Source organism: Hyphomicrobium sp. CS1BSMeth3 (assembly GCF_900117415.1).
Taxonomy (GTDB): Bacteria; Pseudomonadota; Alphaproteobacteria; order Rhizobiales; family Hyphomicrobiaceae.
The window spans coordinates 703,791-720,584 of the sequence record NZ_FPEI01000004.1; the positions used below are offsets into that span (position 1 = coordinate 703,791).

Annotated in this window: 19 protein-coding genes; all 19 read right to left on the reverse strand. The window is 66.3% G+C overall.

Annotation, left to right across the window (positions count from 1 at the left end):
* Positions 1–99: 99 nt before the first annotated feature.
* Positions 100–1,512: a flagellar hook-length control protein FliK gene (locus CS1BSM3_RS07560; protein WP_072386389.1), complete on the reverse strand. Its 1,413-nt coding sequence runs from the start codon at positions 1,510–1,512 to the stop codon at positions 100–102.
* A complete protein-coding gene (locus tag CS1BSM3_RS07565; protein ID WP_072386390.1) occupies positions 1,509–2,807 on the reverse strand; it encodes a hypothetical protein in 1,299 nt (432 codons plus the stop codon). Before CS1BSM3_RS07565 ends, CS1BSM3_RS07560 begins: the two co-directional genes overlap by 4 nt.
* Positions 2,804–4,294, reverse strand: a complete 1,491-nt coding sequence (locus CS1BSM3_RS07570) for a flagellar motor protein MotB (RefSeq protein ID WP_072386391.1) — start codon at positions 4,292–4,294, stop codon at positions 2,804–2,806. Before CS1BSM3_RS07570 ends, CS1BSM3_RS07565 begins: the two co-directional genes overlap by 4 nt.
* Positions 4,294–4,950 carry a FliH/SctL family protein gene (locus CS1BSM3_RS07575; protein ID WP_072386392.1) on the reverse strand — a complete coding sequence of 219 codons (657 nt, stop codon included), beginning with the start codon at positions 4,948–4,950 and terminating at the stop codon, positions 4,294–4,296. The genes CS1BSM3_RS07570 and CS1BSM3_RS07575 overlap by 1 nt, the downstream gene beginning before the upstream one ends.
* Entirely contained in the window at positions 4,947–6,614 is a 1,668-nt protein-coding gene (gene fliF / locus CS1BSM3_RS07580; RefSeq protein ID WP_072386393.1) for a flagellar basal-body MS-ring/collar protein FliF, read from the reverse strand. The genes CS1BSM3_RS07575 and fliF overlap by 4 nt, the downstream gene beginning before the upstream one ends.
* Positions 6,615–6,959: 345 nt before the next feature.
* Positions 6,960–8,006, reverse strand: coding sequence for a flagellin N-terminal helical domain-containing protein (locus CS1BSM3_RS07585; protein WP_072386394.1), 1,047 nt, complete (start codon positions 8,004–8,006; stop codon positions 6,960–6,962).
* Between the two features lie 214 nt (positions 8,007–8,220).
* On the reverse strand, positions 8,221–8,976 hold the full coding sequence (gene fliP / locus CS1BSM3_RS07590; RefSeq protein ID WP_072386395.1) for a flagellar type III secretion system pore protein FliP: 756 nt from the start codon (positions 8,974–8,976) through the stop codon (positions 8,221–8,223).
* Positions 8,973–9,503: a flagellar basal body-associated FliL family protein gene (locus tag CS1BSM3_RS07595; RefSeq protein WP_072386396.1), complete on the reverse strand. Its 531-nt coding sequence runs from the start codon at positions 9,501–9,503 to the stop codon at positions 8,973–8,975. The genes fliP and CS1BSM3_RS07595 overlap by 4 nt, the downstream gene beginning before the upstream one ends.
* Positions 9,504–9,676: 173 nt before the next feature.
* Complete coding sequence (gene flgH, locus CS1BSM3_RS07600; RefSeq protein WP_244540447.1) at positions 9,677–10,477, reverse strand: flagellar basal body L-ring protein FlgH; 801 nt, start codon at positions 10,475–10,477, stop codon at positions 9,677–9,679.
* On the reverse strand, positions 10,474–11,106 hold the full coding sequence (locus CS1BSM3_RS07605) for a MotE family protein (protein ID WP_072386397.1): 633 nt from the start codon (positions 11,104–11,106) through the stop codon (positions 10,474–10,476). Before CS1BSM3_RS07605 ends, flgH begins: the two co-directional genes overlap by 4 nt.
* A 22-nt stretch (positions 11,107–11,128) precedes the next feature.
* A complete protein-coding gene (locus tag CS1BSM3_RS07610) occupies positions 11,129–12,241 on the reverse strand; it encodes a flagellar basal body P-ring protein FlgI (protein WP_072386398.1) in 1,113 nt (370 codons plus the stop codon).
* A gap of 4 nt (positions 12,242–12,245) precedes the next feature.
* Positions 12,246–12,710 carry a flagellar basal body P-ring formation chaperone FlgA gene (gene flgA / locus CS1BSM3_RS07615; protein WP_072386399.1) on the reverse strand — a complete coding sequence of 155 codons (465 nt, stop codon included), beginning with the start codon at positions 12,708–12,710 and terminating at the stop codon, positions 12,246–12,248.
* Positions 12,711–12,760: 50 nt separating this feature from the next.
* Positions 12,761–13,549, reverse strand: coding sequence for a flagellar basal-body rod protein FlgG (gene flgG / locus CS1BSM3_RS07620; RefSeq protein ID WP_072386400.1), 789 nt, complete (start codon positions 13,547–13,549; stop codon positions 12,761–12,763).
* Positions 13,550–13,567: 18 nt separating this feature from the next.
* Positions 13,568–13,921 (reverse strand): flagellar hook-basal body complex protein FliE, encoded by a 354-nt coding sequence (locus tag CS1BSM3_RS07625; RefSeq protein WP_072386401.1) that lies wholly within the window; start codon positions 13,919–13,921, stop codon positions 13,568–13,570.
* A complete protein-coding gene (flgC, locus tag CS1BSM3_RS07630) occupies positions 13,921–14,340 on the reverse strand; it encodes a flagellar basal body rod protein FlgC (RefSeq protein WP_072386402.1) in 420 nt (139 codons plus the stop codon). The genes CS1BSM3_RS07625 and flgC overlap by 1 nt, the downstream gene beginning before the upstream one ends.
* 3 nt (positions 14,341–14,343) lie before the next feature.
* Entirely contained in the window at positions 14,344–14,724 is a 381-nt protein-coding gene (locus CS1BSM3_RS07635) for a flagellar basal body protein (RefSeq protein WP_072386403.1), read from the reverse strand.
* A 21-nt stretch (positions 14,725–14,745) separates the two neighbouring features.
* Positions 14,746–15,219, reverse strand: coding sequence for a hypothetical protein (locus CS1BSM3_RS07640; protein ID WP_072386404.1), 474 nt, complete (start codon positions 15,217–15,219; stop codon positions 14,746–14,748).
* Positions 15,220–16,314, reverse strand: coding sequence for an EscU/YscU/HrcU family type III secretion system export apparatus switch protein (locus CS1BSM3_RS07645; protein WP_072386405.1), 1,095 nt, complete (start codon positions 16,312–16,314; stop codon positions 15,220–15,222).
* A gap of 85 nt (positions 16,315–16,399) precedes the next feature.
* Positions 16,400–16,783 carry a FliM/FliN family flagellar motor switch protein gene (locus CS1BSM3_RS07650; RefSeq protein ID WP_083528414.1) on the reverse strand — a complete coding sequence of 128 codons (384 nt, stop codon included), beginning with the start codon at positions 16,781–16,783 and terminating at the stop codon, positions 16,400–16,402.
* Between the last annotated feature and the right edge of the window lie 11 nt (positions 16,784–16,794).

The following is a 16,794-nucleotide window of genomic DNA, read 5'->3' on the forward strand; positions in this document are numbered from 1 at the left end:
TGATGTGCATTCCTGCCACACCGACCTTACGGCTGACTGACAGGTAGATGCGCCCCGCCACCTCTGGCAGGTTCGCACCATAAACAGATTCGCGCGATCTCAGACGGGGCGGAAACGTCCCGCGTACGAAACTCCGGCGACGACGGGCGCGGCGGCCGCACTTCCCGATGCCCCGGCGGGCACATCGGCACTGGACTGGTGACCGCCCCGACCGGCGTGCTGGCCGCCGAACTGCCCGCCTCCCTCACGTGAGGCATTCCCGGCGAACTGCTCTTGCGTGCTCCCCTGGCGAGCCCCCTGATCCCGCGCATCGCTGTCCGTGCCCTGCCCTCCGAGTCGCGCGACGGAGATCTCCGTCACGGAGTATCCGGCCCCATTCAGCCGCGCGGCGAGCGCGCCACGGTCGTTGTCGACCTTGGTCACCGTATCGGCAAGCTCTGCCGCAAGCTCGATGCGCAGCCCATCGTCGTTCCCCGAGAGCACGATCGTCACGGTGCCAAGCGACGCCGGATTGAGCTGCAGCTTGAGGATACGGATCGCCGGCGCGAAGACCTGACGCGATTCCGTATCGTGGACCGCGCCAGCAGGCGGCGAGGACGCAGCCGTCTCGGAGGGCTTGCCCAAGGCCTCCTGCACGCGATCGGCAATCTGGACGCCGACCGTGCCCGGCATAACTTCGCCGGTCGCCGACGTCGGTTGGGCAACCTGTACCGCCGGCTCGGCAGCACGCGCCTGAGCCGCCGCGATGGCCACCCGATCACGCGCCGCGGCCTCGGGCTGGACGAGCTTCGGATCCGCGGCGGGCATCGCCGTGCCTTGCGCGCCTTCGGCAGCACTCTGCGCGCCCTGCCAGCGCTGCATCTCGACGCCGGCCGGCTTGAAATGTCTCTCCTGCTGCACCACGCGAACCGTGAGGATTTCCGCTTCGCTCTCGTCGCCGAGATCAGGTTCGCGCGCGCCCCCCGCGCGGTGCGCATCCATGTCGATGCCACGCATACCCGCAACCAGCCGCAGGGAAGCGCCGAACTCCGACCCCGCCACCATCCGCTCCGGCCGGGCCGCCATGTCCACGCCGAGCACGGCAAGAACTTCGCGGGCCGCATCCCCCGACACCACTGGTTCGGGCCGGTTCGCGACAGCAAGATCCTCGGCCAAGTCGGCCGCCTCTGCCTTTGTCGGCGCCTTGTCCTCGGATCGGCGCACGCCTTTGGTGCGAGGCTCTGCAGCCACTTCCTGATTCGCGCCGGCGCGCGGCATCGCCGCTTCGCCATTGTGAGGCTCGCGCGCGCCTCGCGCCGCGAGACGGCGCACTGCGCGCAGGAGACGAGCCGCATCGTCGGCGGTCTCCGCTCGGGCGTCCTGCCCCTTAGCCTCGTCACCGCTGTCGCCGGCAGTCTCGGCCAGGGCCGCAGCAAAATCACCATCGGGCATCTCGCGCCGGGCGTGGTGCCCATCGCCCGCACCTGTCGGGCCATGGGTCCCGGCCGGGGCCGAGGGGAGCAGCAGGCTCATTGCTCAATGTCCTTAAGCATCTGGTCGATCTGGGCAATACGAGCTTGAATCTTGACTGCCGCCGGATACTGGTCGGCCGGCGCAGGCGTAGGCGATCCGGCAGCGTCCGCCCGCGCTTTTTGCGGCGTTGGCGCGGCAGCCGGTTTCTCGGCCGCGGCTACCGGCAATGACGGCGGCGGCGAGCGGATGAGATGCGAAATCGCACGTGCCCCGGCAATGAGCTCGCCCACCGTTTCTGGAACGCCCGAGGCCTCGGCGGCATTCAAAAGAGCGAGGCCTTCCTCGGGCGCAAGGCCGATGACGAGCGCTGCCCCTTCGTAGGCCTGCGTCCAGGCGTACTCGGGCGAGCCATCCCGCGCATACTTCCGGGCCATACGCGTCGCATTGATCGTCGTCGCCAGCTTGGCATCGCGCAACCCGATCTCCGCGAGAACGGCGTAGAACTGCACGAGCTTCTGGGGATCGAGATAGTGCACGACGCTGTGCACCCAGCGTGCTCCCTCGGGCTTCTCCGCGTAGTCGTTCTCGACCATCGCCACCGCGACCGGCCGGATCACCACGCCGAGATAGGGCGAACGCGGGAAACGCCGGAAATAGCGCGAGGCGAGCGCCTCGAACTTCTCGCGATTGCTTTGCGCGATCGCCGCCTCCATGGCGAGGCGAAGCGCCGTCTCCTCGACGAGCGTGCCCGGCGACAGCAGCCGCGCCTCGTCACTGAGGCGGATAACACGCCCCAGATCCGAGTTCGCGAGCACGAGCGCCTTTACCAGGGCGACATGCCCCGCGAGGCTCGGCGGCAGCGTGAAGACGTTGACGCGTTCGAGAAGCCGCAGCGCGAGATTGCGCTGCCCTTCGGCATAGGCGAGCGCGCCTTCTGCGAGCGGCCGCTCGGCATCCGTGAAGAGCTTTTGCGCATGGACGGCGCGGAGCCGTTCGGGGTCGCCGCCGCTCAGCGCGTACTTGATCAATGCCAGGCGATTGCGCGGCTCGCGCCAGACGGAAGGCGGAAACGTCTTCAGCTCGTCGGCAATCTCCTGAACGACCTCCTTTTGCATGGCAAAGGCGGTCTCGTCGCCCTGCGCGACGCGCTCCTGCAGCAGGCTGAGCGTGCGCACGGCATGATACGGCTGGCGCACCACATCGACCACGGGCACTCGCTCGCCGGTGCCACCGGCGGCAATCGGCTGCGCGGCAAGCGATGTCGTCGCAAGGCTCGATGCAAGTCCCGCAATGAGGAGCGCTGGCAGCGCGCCTCTCCGTGGGAACCAGCACATGAGCATTGCGGCGCGCATCATTCATCCACCTGCTGGAGCAGGATCTCGATGCGCCGGTTGGCTGCGGCCTCCGAGTCGTTCGGGATCCTGAGCTTGCGGTCGGCATAGCCCTCGATCCGCGTGAAGCGCGCTTCATCCACGCCGGAGCGCACCAGCATTGCGTAGGCAGCCTCCGCGCGCGTCATGGAAAGACGCCAGTTGTTGTTGCGGTCCGTGCGGTAGGCGCGGCTGTCGGTGTGCCCGCGCACGACGATGCGTTTGCTATTTGCGACGAGCACCGGCGCGATGCGCGCGATCAGCTCGATCGTCTGCTGGCTCGGATCCGACGAACCGATCGCGAACATGCCGAACGTGCTCGTGTCGGTCAGGCTCAGCACGATGCCATTGCCCTCGATCGTGACCTCGATGCCGGGTCCGCCGGAACCGGCGATCGGCTTCGCCGCCTGCTGGATGTCGCGCAACACCTCGGCCGCTGCGGTTTCCAGCGTCTTCGTGCCTGCCGCTGCCGGCGCATCGGGTCGCTTCCCCGCCACCGCCTGCTTCTGCCCTGGTGCTGCGGACGGACGAGACTCGGCATCCGCCTTCGCAGCATCAGCAGCTTTCTCCGCAGCCCCGTCCGGCCCATGCGTCATCTGGCGCGCGACATCGGCGAGGCCCGGTAGCCGCAGGCTCTGCGATTCCCCGCTTGGTCCCGGACGCTGGCTGCTCGCCTGCTCACCGTCTGCCTTGGCCAGACGCCCGCCTTGAGCCTCGCCCTGAGGCCCCGTGCGCCGCGTCGCCTTCTGCGCATCATCATCCGGGCCAGGTCGGCGATCACCTGCTGCCGCCATGCGCCCCGTGGCAGGTTGAGTTCCAGCATCAGCCGGTGGCGGCGCCGCATCGCGCTCGGCGCGCGCTGCCGTTGACGGCGCTCTTTCCCCGCCCGCAGCCGGCATTCCGGCGACGCGCCCCTGTGCAAGCTCCTTGTCGCCGCCTTCCTTGGACATGAGCTGTCCCGGTGCGAACGGGTTGAATGGATCGCGGAAAGCGCGCCCTGCCTCGCTCGCGCGCCCCGCATTCACTGCGTGGCCATCGCGCCCCAGTGGCTCATCGGTCGGCTCGGGTGCGGCGGCCTTGCCGTGCTGATCCTCGACTCCGAGATCGCCGGCATCGCCCGGCTGCATGCGCTTGCCGTCCTTGACCTTGCTCTCGGACATGCCCGGCGTCTTGTTGTCGCGCGCCTGCGCCTTCTCGTCGGCATTGGCCTTGCCGTCGACGTCGAGCAGGCCCTTCTTGCGGATCACCGTGTCGGAAAGCTTGATCGGGTTGAAGTAGCTCGCGACCGACGACTTCATCTCCGTATTGGCGGCATTGACCAGCCACATGACGAGGAAGAACGCCATCATGGCCGTCATGAAATCGGCATAGGCGATCTTCCACACGCCGCCGTGGTGGCCCTCGTCCTCGTCATGGCGACGGCGGACGATGACCTGGATCGGTTCTGCCGGGGCGTCAGTGGGCTGTGACATCAGCGCAGCACTCCCTCAAGACGCGCGAGCCAGTCCGAAAGGCGCGTCTCGATCACTGTCTCGTTGAGCGTGACGCGAATGTCGGGCGTATCGCCAGGAACGCAGCGCACGCTGCCGGCCGGCGCGCCGCGCCGCGCCATCGCCTCCCCCAGGCGCTCGCGCACGTCATCGACGATCTCCCTCGGGCATGAAACCTCGATCACCAGCCCCTCGGTCGTGTCGATGATGTCACCGAGCTCCTTGACGAAGCTTTCGATCGCCGCCCGCGTGAGACCATCACGCAGGAAGGGAACAAGCGCCGCCGCGGCGTGCGTCGAGATGCGTGCGCTTGCCGCTTCGATGCCGGCGCGCAGCTCGGCCGCCAGCGTATCGGCAAGCGTCGTAGAAAAAGTGCCGCGTGTCTCGTCGAGCCGCCGATCGAAATCGACGGCGAGCTCGCCCGCCTGCGCCTCGGCAGCCTCGCGCTCGAGCGCACGGCCTGCCGCGAGGCCCTGCTGATAGGCCTCCTGGATCCGCAGTGCCGTCAGGTCGGGCGCCGGCGCCTCCGGCAGCGCTTCGGCGAGAGCTGCCGGAGGCTTCGGCATGGGCGGCTGGAAGGGCGGCGTATCGGCGCTTCCGAACTCCTTCAGGAAATGGTGGATGGGTCGGGCCATCATGTGGTCTTCGCGCTCTGCATCCAGCCCTTGAGCACCTTCGTGACCTCGGCTGAATCAGCTTCGACAAGCGCCTCGAGCTTCTCGCGCATCGCCGCATTGTTCTTGCGCCGCGGCAGTTGCGGGGTGCCCGATTCATACGAGTGGGCCGCCACGAGGCTCGTGATCTCGCCTTGTGGACCGGCAATGGCCGGCGCTCCCGTTGCACCGCCGGCCTGGCTTGCGAGCGCAGGGCTCGCCGCTCCTTCGAGAGCAATTGCGGGCTGCGGCTCGCCGAGTATGCGCGTCACCGGCCGCAGGCCGAACCACACGACGAGGAAGACTACGCCGAGCATGGCCGCCGCATTCATTGCCGTGCCGGCATTCATGAGAAGATAGTCGCGAATGCTCGGCCCGGGCACGGGCGCGAGCGCCCCATCGCCAGCCGAGAAATCGACGGCCGCGATCTCGACAAGGTCCTCGCGCTCGGCGCTGGCGCCGGTCGCAGCCGAGACGAGACGTTTCAGCTCCGTGAGACGCGCTTCCTGTGCCTCGGGCGTCGCGCCCCCACCCAGCGACTCGGCGAGGTGCTTGCGGCTGATCACGACCGCGATCGCCTGACGCTTCACGCGATAGCCTTCGCGAACGGTCTGCGTCGTCTTGGTGTTGAGCTCGTAGTTGACCAGCTCCTCGCGCCGATCCTCCTTCTGGCGGCGCTTCTCGCCTTCCGCCTGCGAGCTCTCCTCCTTGGGCAGGTTGGCCACCACGCCGACGGCCGGCTTGGTGCCGCTGTCCTCGGACTGGCCGGATTGCTTCACGGTCCTGACGGAGCGCTCGATGCGCGACTTCGGATCGAACACCGTCTCGTTGGTCTGCTGGCGATCCACATCGAGGCGCACGGTCGCGCTGACCTGGTAGTTGCCGGGCCCGAGAATGGCCGAGAGCGTACGGCTCGCGCGCTGCTCGAGCTCGAGCGCCATCGACCGCTCCATCTCGGCGTGCTTGGCTGTGCCGAGCGTCAACTCGTCACCGCCGGAGGCGAGCAGGCGGCCGTCCGTTGCAGCGACATTGACCTGCTCGACCTTCATGCCGGGAACGGCAGCCGCAACAATGTGCCGCACGGCCTGGGCTGATGAGTTCTGCCAGCGCTCGCCGATCCTGAGTAGCACGGAGGCCGAGGGATCGCGACGCTCGCGACGGAAGGATCCCGGATCCGCGAGGACAAGGTGCACGCGCGCTGCCGCCACACCGTCGAGCGCCTGGATGGTGCGTGCGATCTCGCCTTCGAGCGCGCGCACACGCGTCACTTCCTGCATGAAGGACGTGAGGCCGATCGAGCCGAGCTGATCGAACAGCTCGTAGCCCGCGCGCGAGCTGTTCGGCAGACCCTTCTGCGCAAGCAGCGATCGCGCCCGTGCGGTCTGCCCGAAGGGCACCATCACGGCGCTGCGCTGCTCGTTGACGTCGAACGTGATCCCGGCCTCGGAGAGCGCGCCCGTGATGCGCGTCACATCCTGAGCCGAGAGGCCCGTGTAGATGGGCTGCATGGCAGGTCGGCCAAGATACATGGCCGCGGTCGCCACCGCCGCCATCACGGAGAGGCCGACCAGCCCGAGAAGCACGAGGCGGCGCGTGCCGAGCCCCGCTAGGCCCGACAAGAGGCGGGAGAGTTGATCACTGCTGGGCATCACCACACATGCGCATGAGGAATGGCTCGATGGCTAAAGCAACGGACTTGAAATTCGCCTCACCTCGACGCGGGCAGGGAGCGAATTTCAAGTCCAAAGTTGCTTTAGAAAAATTGAGTCTAAAGCGTCGTTAGACCTCAAATGCGACTCTGAGCCCGGTACGAACCGTAGGTCGCATTTGAGGTCCGACGCTTTACCATCGGCCAGTAACCTTGCGCGAAGTTGTCGGGATGACGGCGCATGACGCCGGGAGCAGCGGGCGTTGCGCCGCTGCCATGGCCTGCGAACGGCCAAAAAGAAAACGCGCGGGCTCCGATCAGCGGAGCCCGCGCGCCTTCAAGTCGCTTAGCGGAAGAGCGAGAGGATGCTCTGGCCGTTGGCGTTGGCGATCGACAGCGCCTGGATGCCGAGCTGCTGCTGAACCTGCAGCGCCTGGAGACGGGTCGACTCAGCGTTCATGTCGGCGTCGACGAGCGTCGAGATGCCACGATCGAGAGCATCCATCAGGCTGGACACGAAGTCCTTCTGGATGTCGATGCGCTTCTTCGTGGAACCCATGATCGTCGCAGCGGTCGTCATCTCCGTGAGCGCGGCATCGACGGCCTGGATGTAGTCCTCGATGTCCTCGTCAGAGGCGTTCGTGATGTCGATCTCGGCTTCACCAACCGTGGAGTTGTCGGGATCGTAGTTCACGATCACGATGGTGCCGGCCGCATCGATGGAGCCACGCGCAACGCCAGCCGTATCGGCATCAGCGCGCGTCAGGCGGTTCGAGCCGAGGATACCGAGCGCATCGGCAGTCGCGCTGCCCGAGTCGGCCGCCGCACCCGCCGTGCCATCCGTGTTGGCATCGAGCAGGAACATGTCCTTGACGTCGATCTTCAGGGTGCCGACCGTGACTTCCGAGCCGTTCTCGCCGTTGCTGCGGGCGAACGAGGAGACGACCGACTGCTCGTCGAGATAGCTCGCGGAGCCCGAGTCGACGCCGAGCCAGTTCTGGCCACCGAACGAAGCCGACTTGGCGATCGTGCGGAGCTGGTTCTGGATCTCGTCGATTTCGGTCTGGATCTTCGCCTTGTCGACGCCCGGCTGGCGGGCCGAAACGAGCAGCTTGCCCATTTCCTTGACGGACTCGATCGCGCTGTTCATCGCCGTGTAGGCGACGTCGATCGTCGCAGCGCCGATCCCGAGCGCGTCATTGACGGCCGAGAGCGACTTGTTGTCGGCGCGCATGGAGGTCGCGAGGGACCAGTAGGCGGCGCTGTCCTGAGCCGTCGCGACGCGGAAGCCGGTCGAGATCCGGTTCTGCGTGATGCTGAGGTTCTTGTTGGTCTGGCTGAGGCTCTGGAGAGCGGTCTGCGCGGCGAAATTGGTATTGATGCTGTTGGCCATTCGTATGCCCCGTAAGGAGAAGTACTGTCTGGGACATACCGGGTTGTCCGGTATAGCGGAGCGGCATCATGCCCCCGGCGTACATCCCTCAGGATGGCCCCCCCGGCCCGCTATAAACGCCACTAGTACCGACGATGTACTAAACCCGAGTTAACTCTGTTCGTGCAATTAGCCAATCCTTATCTGCATCGGCTTTAGGAATTTTTTCGCATCGTTATCCGAACGATCGCACGAGCCCGCCGACGAGCAGATTCCAGCCGTCGATCAACACGAAGAACAGCACCTTGAACGGCAGCGAGATCGCGGTCGGCGGCAGCATCATCATGCCCATCGACATCACGAGCGTCGCGACGATCAGGTCGATGACGAGAAACGGCAGGATGATCAGAAAGCCGATCTCGAATCCGCGTCTCAACTCCGAGATCATGAAGGCCGGCACCAGCACGCGCATGTCGACTTCCGCAGGCTGTCCCGATGCATTCGGCGTCGCGGGCGGCGTGCGGCTGCGCGAGATGCTCTCGAAGAGCTGGATGTCCTTTTCGCGCACGTTCGCCTGCATGAACTCGCGCAGCGGCCGCGTCATGCGCTGGTAGGCTTCGCGCTCGTTGAGCCGGTTCTCCATGAGCGGCTGGACGCCTTCCGCCCACATGCGGTCGAACACCGGCGCCATCACGAAAAACGTCATGAAAAGCGCAAGGCTGACCAGCACGATGTTCGATGGCGTCGAAGGCAGGCCGACGCCCGAGCGCAGGAACGAGAGCGCAATGATGAAGCGCGTGAAGCAGGTGACCGTGACGAGCAGGCCCGGCGCAATCGACAGCACCGAGATGAGCGTGATGAGCTGGAGGATGCGCGCGCTCGTCGAGCCCTGCCCCTCGGGGATGAGGTCCTGAAGATTGATCGTCTGCGCGATCGCGACGCCCGGCACCAGGATCAGCGCCAGTGCGGCAATGACAGCGAGCCGCCTCATTCGACCACCAGCGAGCGCAGGATGATGTTGCGCGCCCGTCCCTTCGAGCGCAATCGTGCGATCTCTTGGATGTCCTCGCGCAGGTACTCGACGCCGGCGGCGCTCTCGACGTGGACGAGTGGCACGGTCCGCATGAAGCTCATGATGTCTTCGGTCATGGACTTGAGCAGCACGGCGTCGTCGGGTGTGGTCGGTCCATCGAGGATGACCCCGAGCTCGAGCCGCGCCCAGCTCCTCTGCGGCCCGGCCAGCGTGACGAGAATGGGATCGAGGCTCGCAACCTGGATCTTGCTCGCCTCGCCGGCTGCGCCCTTGGAGCTGCCCCCGTCGCCGCTTCTTGCTCCCGCCTTCCCGATCTGCACCTCGCGCTTGCCCGAGCCGGCCTCGTGTGCCGGCGTGCCGGCATTGAGGAACATGAGGCTGAAGCCCGCCCCGGCGCCGGCCCCGATGACGGCAAGCAGCACCAGCGCAATGACGAAGCCGCCCTTGCCGCCGCCCGCTGCCTTGCCTTCGGTTTCCTCTGCCATGCGCCTAGCGTCCCGATTCCAAAGTTCGCCTGATCTCGATGCTGGTGTCCCGAGCGAACTTCGCAATCAGAAGGGACACTAGAAGCATTGTCTTGCTCGTGTGATTCAGATCGAGAAATTCACTCCCAACCGAGCCGTTTGATATGGCGATTTTCTCGATCATCACACGAGCCTCAGAACGGGCTGTACTTGTCGAGGAGCTGCTGGCCCCAGGCCGGCTGCTGCACTTCCATCGAGCGCCCGCGGCCGCCATAGGAGATCCGCGCCTCGGCAATGCGCTCGTAGGGGATGGTGTTGTCCGAGCGGATGTCCGTGATGTTGACGACGCCGGTGAACGTCAGCACGCGCAGCTCGAAGTTGACGCGCACTTCCTGCGAGCCCTGGATGAGCAAGTTTCCGTTCGGCAGCACTTCGGTAACGACGGCCGCGAGCCTCAGGTCGATATTTTCAGAGCGCTCGATCTCGCCCTTGCCGTCTGTCGCCGTATTGGATTTCAGCCCCGAGTTGACCGCAGCCTTGCCTTCGCTTTTCAGGCCGAACGTGTCGATGCCATGCGACCAATCGAGCCCGAAGCCGTGCGCGGAATCGCGCGAGCGCTTCGAGCGATTGTCCATGATGGCCTTGTCCTTCATGGAGATCGTGACCGTCAGAATGTCTCCCGTACGGCGCGCGCGGCGGTCGCGGAAGAGGTCGGCGCCACGCGGCGTCCAGAGCGACGAGCTGTTGTGTCCGACCGGCTTCAGGTAGGCCGCACGGTTCATGCTGTCGTATGTCGCGGGCGCCACCGGCTTCTGCTCGATGCCCGCGCCCACCGGGCTCATCGATGGCTCCGTGCCGATCTGGTCCGGCTTCACGGAGCAGCCGACAGCGACCGTCGCCACCACTGCGAGCACGCCGATGCGCGCGCGCCAGAGCCGCACGGGCACGTCGCGCAAGCGCACTGTTGGGCCTGAACTCTCAGAAGGTGTGCTCACGAACCGCCCCCCGGATCGGTCTTGCGCGACGCCCCCATGAGAATCATGGCGAGGCGCGCGGCCCTATCGGGCGGCATGTCATTGAGGATCTGGCTGGCGACACGGGGCGCAAGTTTGCTCAGAATGGCCGCCGCCGTGCTCTCCTCGATCTTCGCGAGCTGCTCCGAAGCTGCCTCCGGCCGCATCCCGGAATAGATCGTGACGAGCTGATCGCTCGTCCGGTTGGCGAAGTCCTCGCGTCGCGCCACCCACTCCTTGAGCTCGGCGATGCGGGCCTCGATCTTGACCATGCGGTCGTCGAGGGCGCGGCTCAGCGCCTGCAATTCGGCCGTCTGATAAGCGTAGCGCGCCTCGCGCGCCGGATCGAGCACAGCCCGGCAGTACTGCTCGGCAACCGAGAGCGAACGATCGGGCTCGCGCGGCACGGTGCGCTTCGGCGGCTCGGGAAGGATCGGAACCATGCGCGGCGTGGACTGCGCCGATCGGGGCCCTGCCTTGGGCACCGGCCTCGCCGCTTCCTTCGCTGCGGGTGCCTGGGCCATCGCCCCGTCGGGCAGAACGCCAAAGGCCAGCAGCAGGGCGATCGCCGCCGCCGCGCGTTCGAGCCTCCTCTTCTGCCCTGCCTCCATAGCTGTCTCCACGCGTCTCGTATTACTGGACCACGAGGTCGGCCTGCAGCGCGCCGGCCGACTTGATCGCCTGCAGGATCGCGATGATCCCGAGCGGCTTGAGGCCCATGCGATTGAGGCCGGTCACCAGGCTCTGCAGATCGACACCATCGACGATCGCGAAGTTGCCATTCTCCTGATGCGCCGAGATCTCCGTCGTCGAGGTCACGACCGTCTGCCCCTTCGAGAAGGGAGCCGGCTGCGAAACGGCCGGCGTCTCGACCACCCGCACCGTCAGATTGCCGTGCGTGACCGCGACGCGGCTGACCTTCACATTGCGGCTGATCACGATCGTGCCCGTGCGCTCGTCGATGATGATGCGCGCCGGCACATCGGGCTCGACCTTGAGCTGGCCAATGCTCGCGAGAAAGCGCGCAGCGGTCGTGCCCTGCGGCACCTCGACGGCCAGCGAGCTCGGCCCGGCTTCCTTCGCCAGCCGGCGCTTCGTCGTCTGCACGGTGTAGCTATTGATCGCATCGACGATCGCGACGGCGGTGCCGAAGTCGGGGTTCTTCAGCTCGAGAAAGAGCGTGCGCGACGAGGCGAGAAGATCCGGCGCATCGCGCTCAACGAGGGCACCGCCTGCAATGCGGCCCGAAGTCGGCACGCCGTGCGTGAGGGTCTCGCTCTGTCCTTGAGCCTGGAAGCCCGCCACGACGACCGATCCCTGCGCCACCGCATAGACCTGCCCGTCGGCCGCCTGGAGTGGCGTCATCACGAGAGTGCCACCAGCCAGCGAGGTTGCATCGGCGAGCGAGGCCACGGAGATGTCGATGCGGTTGCCGCCCACGGCGAAGGCCGGCAGCTCCGCCGTGACGAGGACGGCGGCGACGTTCTTCGTGCGCATGTCGAGGCCGCGGACGTTGACGCCGAGCCTCTCCAGCATCGCGTTCATCGACTGCTCGGTGAAAGGCGAGTTGCGCAGGCTGTCGCCCGTCCCCTTGAGGCCCGTCACGAGGCCGTAACCGACGAGCTGGTTCGGGCGCACGCCGCGCACGGTGGTGATGTCCTTGACGCGCACCTCGGCCCACACGTCGCTCGCGATCAGCGTGAGCGACAGAGCGGCCAGGACCAGCGCGTGCAACAGGGACAGCATCCCCTCAATCCCCTCCGACTTGAACGCGACCGCTTACCTGCACGACACCGCGAACGATGATGCCCGTGTCCGCATTGCGCACGCTGATGAGCTTGCCTGCGACACCGGGCTCGAGTGCGATGCCGGTCGCCTCGATGCTGAGCCCACCCGTGGTGAACAGGATCGGCACGCGATCGCCTTCCTTGAAAACCCAGGGATCGCGCAGCGCATTGACCGGAATGGCGTGACCGGCCTGCAGCACGCGCCGCGCCACCTTGCCGACCACGGCCTCGCGAGCCGTATGGAACCCCTGCACCTGACGCGCATTGACGAGGAAGCGCTGCTCGCCGACCAGCTCGTCGGCCAGGACATCGCCCTGCAGAATGGTCACGGTCGGTACGGGCAACGCCATTCCGCTGCCCTGCGCCGCGGCGGAATGCGCGAAGCAAACCGCGAGACAGGCCGCAGCCGCTTGCAGAATGCGTCGCATAGCTCCCCTCTGACGGTTCACGGCCTCATACCGTGGACGGCCGTCGTGCCTCACCGGAGGCCCTTCGTCACGACACCCATCATGTCGTCGGACGCCTGGATGATCTTGGAGTTCATCTCGTACGCGCGCTGCGCCGAGATCAGCTCGGTGATCTCCTTGACCGGATCGACGTTGGAGCCTTCGAGATAACCCTGCTTGATCCGGCCAAGACCGTTCTCACCCGGAATGCCGACGACGGCCGCACCCGACGCCATCGTCTCGCGCCAGAGATTTCCGCCGAGCGGCTCGAGGCCGACCTCATTGACGAAGCTCGCGACCGAAAGCTGGCCGAGAAGGCGCGGCTGCACCTCGGTTGGGATGGTGGCGTAGACCTGCCCCTGCTCGTTGACCGTGATCGCCGTCGCCTCGGGCGGCACAGTCATCTGCGGCTGCACGAGATAGCCTTCGGCCGTCACGATCCGGCCCGTCGCGTCCTTGTTGAAAGCAGCGGCGCGCGTATAGAGCGTCTCGCCTTCAGGTCCGGTCACGCGGAAGAAGCCGCGGCCCATCATCGCGAGATCGAGCGAGTTGCCCGTCTGGGCGAGCGCGCCCTGCTGATGCAGATTGCGGATGGCCGACGCGCGCACGCCAAGCCCGACGCGCGCGCCCTCGGGAATGACCTCGATGCCGCCCGCAGCCGGCGTGCCTGCCGCGAGCTGGGTCTGGTAGAGCAGATCGACGAACTCCGCGCGCGAGCGCTTGAAACTCGTCGTGTTGATGTTCGCAACGTTGTGGGCGATGACCTCAACGTTGAGCTGCTGCGCCGTCATGCCGGTCGCGGCGATGGAAAGTGCCCGCATTGCCTGCTCCCGCTCCCGTCAGATCGCCATTCTGCTGATTTCTTGGTAGGCCGAGATGACCTTGTCGCGCACTGCGATCACGGCCTGGAGGCTCTGCTCGGCCGACATCACGTGCTCGACGACATCCTGCAGCGCCGCCGTTCCCTTCACGCCGCCGATCGACACGGCCTCGGCATTGCGCATCTTCTGTCCGAACTCGCTGATGGCATTTCCGAGCAGCGTTGCGAAGTCGTGGTCGGGCTGGGCAATCGAGGCCGCACCGGACACGGTTGGCGTCATTTTCGGCGTCGCGACGGATGACGAAGGCGCCATCCCGTCGACAGATCCGGCCGGCAATGCGCGCCCGCCCACTCCTGAAATCGAGTCGATCATCACTTGCCTTTCAACAGGTCGATCAGGTCGCCGATCATCTCGCGGGCCTGACGCACCATCTGCAGGTTGGCTTCATAAGAGCGGTGCGCCTCGCGCATGTCCGAAAGCTCGACCAGCGGATTGACGTTGGCGAGCTTCACGTATCCCTTCGAGTCGGCCGCCGGATGCCCCGGCATGTGTTGAGCCGGATAAGGCGCCGGATCGCGGCCGATCGAATTCACGCGGACGGTGTTGACGCCATTGGCGCGGTCGAGCTCCTGCGCGAAGCTGATCGTCTTGCGCGCGTAAGGATCGCCGCCGGGCACGGTCGCCGTCGCGCTGGCGTTGGCGAGGTTCTCCGAGACGATGCGAATGCGCGTCGACTGAGCGCGAAGGCCCGATGCGGAGGAGATGATCGCGGCTTTGAGCTCGTCGGCCATCGACTACCCCTTCGAGCTCGAAAGAAGCATACGGTGGAAAGCGCCGAGTATGCCCGAGACGAGCGAATGCTGAGACCGCGTTTCGCCGAGGTTCGCGAGCTCCGTCTCCAGGCTCACCGTGTTGCCGGAGTGCTTCGGCACCTCGCCCGGCCGATTGACGAGATCGAATGTGCGGGCACCGAACTGGGTCGGCGCCAGGTGATTGCCATTCGTGCGCAGCATGGCGACGTTGGCCGAGCTGAGCGCCGCCTCGAAGGTCGGCACGTCGCGCGCCTTGAACCCGGGCGTATCGGCGTTGGCGATATTGTCCGCGAGCGCCGCGCTGCGCGTCGCAAGCCAGCGGTTGCGGTCGCTTCCGATCGAGAAGAGAGCAAGATCGTCCATCAGGCGGAGTCCTCGGTTCTGCTATCCCTGATAGCCGACGTCTCTTGCCTGAAGCTGGCCGCTGCCCCACGACTGCCGCTCGGCACGCGCCGCGCCGAGCGCCTGCCCGAGCCGCCGGCACCGCACGTCTGGGCTCGTCTCCGGCGGCTCGAAGCGGATGAGATCGAGTTGCACATGAGCGTCGGACGCCTCGAGCGTCAGGCGGTAGTAGAGCTCGACGCCCTGGCTGCGGAACGACATGGCCAAGCGGACGGACGGCGGCGCGCGCCAATCGACCATCGCCTCGGCATGGCCGCCGAACCGCATGGTGCCCGGCTTGAAGAACATCTCGCATTCGCCGTCGAGCAGGCTCTGCAGCGTCGCCGTGCGCTCGAGCCTGATCAGTGCCACGAGATCCGCGACGTCGTGATTGCGGAACTCGGTGGTCAGCTCCGCAATGCTGGCGGCCAGCAGCGCCTCCAATCGTATGGTGAGGTCGCTGAGTTCGGGCTGCATTTATGCACCTCGCGGCAAGGGAGCGATTGGGGCTGCGGAACGCGACATGAGGTAGAGGATGATCTCGGCAACTGCCTTGTAGAATTCGGGCGGAATCGGGCGGTCGAGCGAGACGGCGGCATAGAGGCTGCGCGCCAGTGCCTTGTCCTCGATCACCGGAATGTCGTTCGCCTCGGCGATCTCGCGAATCTTGAGCGCGATGTTGTCGAGCCCCTTGGCGACGACCATCGGCGCTCCCGAATCACCGCTGATGTAGCGGAGCGCCACGGCGTAGTGGGTCGGATTGGCGATGACCAAGGTGGCTTTCGGCACGGCGGTGAGCATCCGTCGGCGCGCGCGGTCTCGCGCGAGCGACAGGCGCTTGGCCCTGACGAGCGGATCGCCCTCGTTCTGTTTGTGCTCGTCCTTGACCTCCTGCTTGCTCATGCGCAGGTCCATCCGCCACTTGATGCGGCTCCACACGAGGTCGGCAGCGACGATGCCGGCGAGACTGATCCCGACAGCTATCAGCACGTTCAGCATCTGGCCCGCGAGCGCCTGCGGCAGCGCAGCGGGCTCGAGCAGGATCGCATTGACGAGATCGCTCTTGTGTTTGAGCAGGAAGTAGATGGCGCACGTCGAGAGAATGGTGAGCTTGAAGCAGGACTTGAGGAACTCGACGCGCCCCTGCGTGCCGAATATGCGGGTAAACCCCTTGGTCGGCGAAAGCCGCGAGGCCTGCGGCTTGATGCGCTCGCCGACCATGCGCAACGGGTTCTGCAGCACCGACACGGCAATGCCGAAGATCATGAGCACGGCGAGCGGGAGTGCCAGGACCGCGGTCGCCGCCGACCCGACGGTCGCCAGCAGGAGCACCGCATCGGCTCCGGCACTGAGCCGGAAATCATAAGGACGCTCCAGCAGAGCCGTGAGGCTCGCGAGGAGGTTCGCGCCGAAGGCGTGCGCGACGATCGGAACGCAGGCGGCAATGGCAAGGATGGAAGCAAACTGGGCAACCTCGCGCGAGACCGGCGTATTGCCCTTTTGGATCGCGTCCTCGATGCGGCGCGGCGTTGCCTCCTCGGTTTTTGACTCCTTGTCGGGCTGCTCGGCCATGGCGCACGCGGCTTGAGATCAGGAATGACGTGCAGAGACCAGGCTCGGCACTGCGAGAAGGCTTGAAAACCGGCTGCGAGGGACGCTACTCGCCGCCCGGCTGCGTCACCTCGCGCACCGAGATGCCGAAGCGCGTTGCCTCCTCGTCGAGCGCAACGATCTCGCCGCGCGCCACGACCTGATCGTTCACCACGATGTCGATCAGATCGCCGACCTTGCGATCGAGCGGAATGATCGCGCCGCGCGTCAGGCTCATGAGCTTTGCGACGGGCATCCGCGTCGCGCCAAGCACGAAGCGGACGGATACCGGGATGCGCATCACCGCGTCGTGGCCGCGCACACCCCAACCTTCAGCGGTTTTTCCTTCCTGCCCGCCCGCAGTCGATACATGCGTCAAGTCGGACCTCCAATCGCCCTGCTGACGACCACGCGGATCGCCGGCGGCACCGCCACTCTCGAAATTATTCATGCGCCTTCTCC

Bases quoted from the DNA above. Each gene is read 5' to 3' on its own strand.
- flgC (WP_072386402.1), bottom strand. From the start codon at position 14,340: ATGGCCGACGAGCTCAAAGCCGCGATCATCTCCTCCGCATCGGGCCTT.
- CS1BSM3_RS07635 (WP_072386403.1), bottom strand. From the start codon at position 14,724: ATGGACGATCTTGCTCTCTTCTCGATCGGAAGCGACCGCAACCGCTGG.
- fliP (WP_072386395.1), bottom strand. From the start codon at position 8,976: ATGAGGCGGCTCGCTGTCATTGCCGCACTGGCGCTGATCCTGGTGCCG.
- CS1BSM3_RS07625 (WP_072386401.1), bottom strand. From the start codon at position 13,921: ATGATCGACTCGATTTCAGGAGTGGGCGGGCGCGCATTGCCGGCCGGA.
- CS1BSM3_RS07595 (WP_072386396.1), bottom strand. From the start codon at position 9,503: ATGGCAGAGGAAACCGAAGGCAAGGCAGCGGGCGGCGGCAAGGGCGGC.
- CS1BSM3_RS07560 (WP_072386389.1), bottom strand. From the start codon at position 1,512: ATGAGCCTGCTGCTCCCCTCGGCCCCGGCCGGGACCCATGGCCCGACA.
- fliF (WP_072386393.1), bottom strand. From the start codon at position 6,614: ATGCCCAGCAGTGATCAACTCTCCCGCCTCTTGTCGGGCCTAGCGGGG.
- CS1BSM3_RS07585 (WP_072386394.1), bottom strand. From the start codon at position 8,006: ATGGCCAACAGCATCAATACCAATTTCGCCGCGCAGACCGCTCTCCAG.
- flgG (WP_072386400.1), bottom strand. From the start codon at position 13,549: ATGCGGGCACTTTCCATCGCCGCGACCGGCATGACGGCGCAGCAGCTC.
- CS1BSM3_RS07650 (WP_083528414.1), bottom strand. From the start codon at position 16,783: ATGAATAATTTCGAGAGTGGCGGTGCCGCCGGCGATCCGCGTGGTCGT.
- CS1BSM3_RS07605 (WP_072386397.1), bottom strand. From the start codon at position 11,106: ATGGAGGCAGGGCAGAAGAGGAGGCTCGAACGCGCGGCGGCGGCGATC.
- CS1BSM3_RS07565 (WP_072386390.1), bottom strand. From the start codon at position 2,807: ATGATGCGCGCCGCAATGCTCATGTGCTGGTTCCCACGGAGAGGCGCG.
- CS1BSM3_RS07640 (WP_072386404.1), bottom strand. From the start codon at position 15,219: ATGCAGCCCGAACTCAGCGACCTCACCATACGATTGGAGGCGCTGCTG.
- CS1BSM3_RS07570 (WP_072386391.1), bottom strand. From the start codon at position 4,294: ATGTCACAGCCCACTGACGCCCCGGCAGAACCGATCCAGGTCATCGTC.
- CS1BSM3_RS07575 (WP_072386392.1), bottom strand. From the start codon at position 4,950: ATGATGGCCCGACCCATCCACCATTTCCTGAAGGAGTTCGGAAGCGCC.
- flgA (WP_072386399.1), bottom strand. From the start codon at position 12,710: ATGCGACGCATTCTGCAAGCGGCTGCGGCCTGTCTCGCGGTTTGCTTC.
- CS1BSM3_RS07610 (WP_072386398.1), bottom strand. From the start codon at position 12,241: ATGCTGTCCCTGTTGCACGCGCTGGTCCTGGCCGCTCTGTCGCTCACG.
- CS1BSM3_RS07645 (WP_072386405.1), bottom strand. From the start codon at position 16,314: ATGGCCGAGCAGCCCGACAAGGAGTCAAAAACCGAGGAGGCAACGCCG.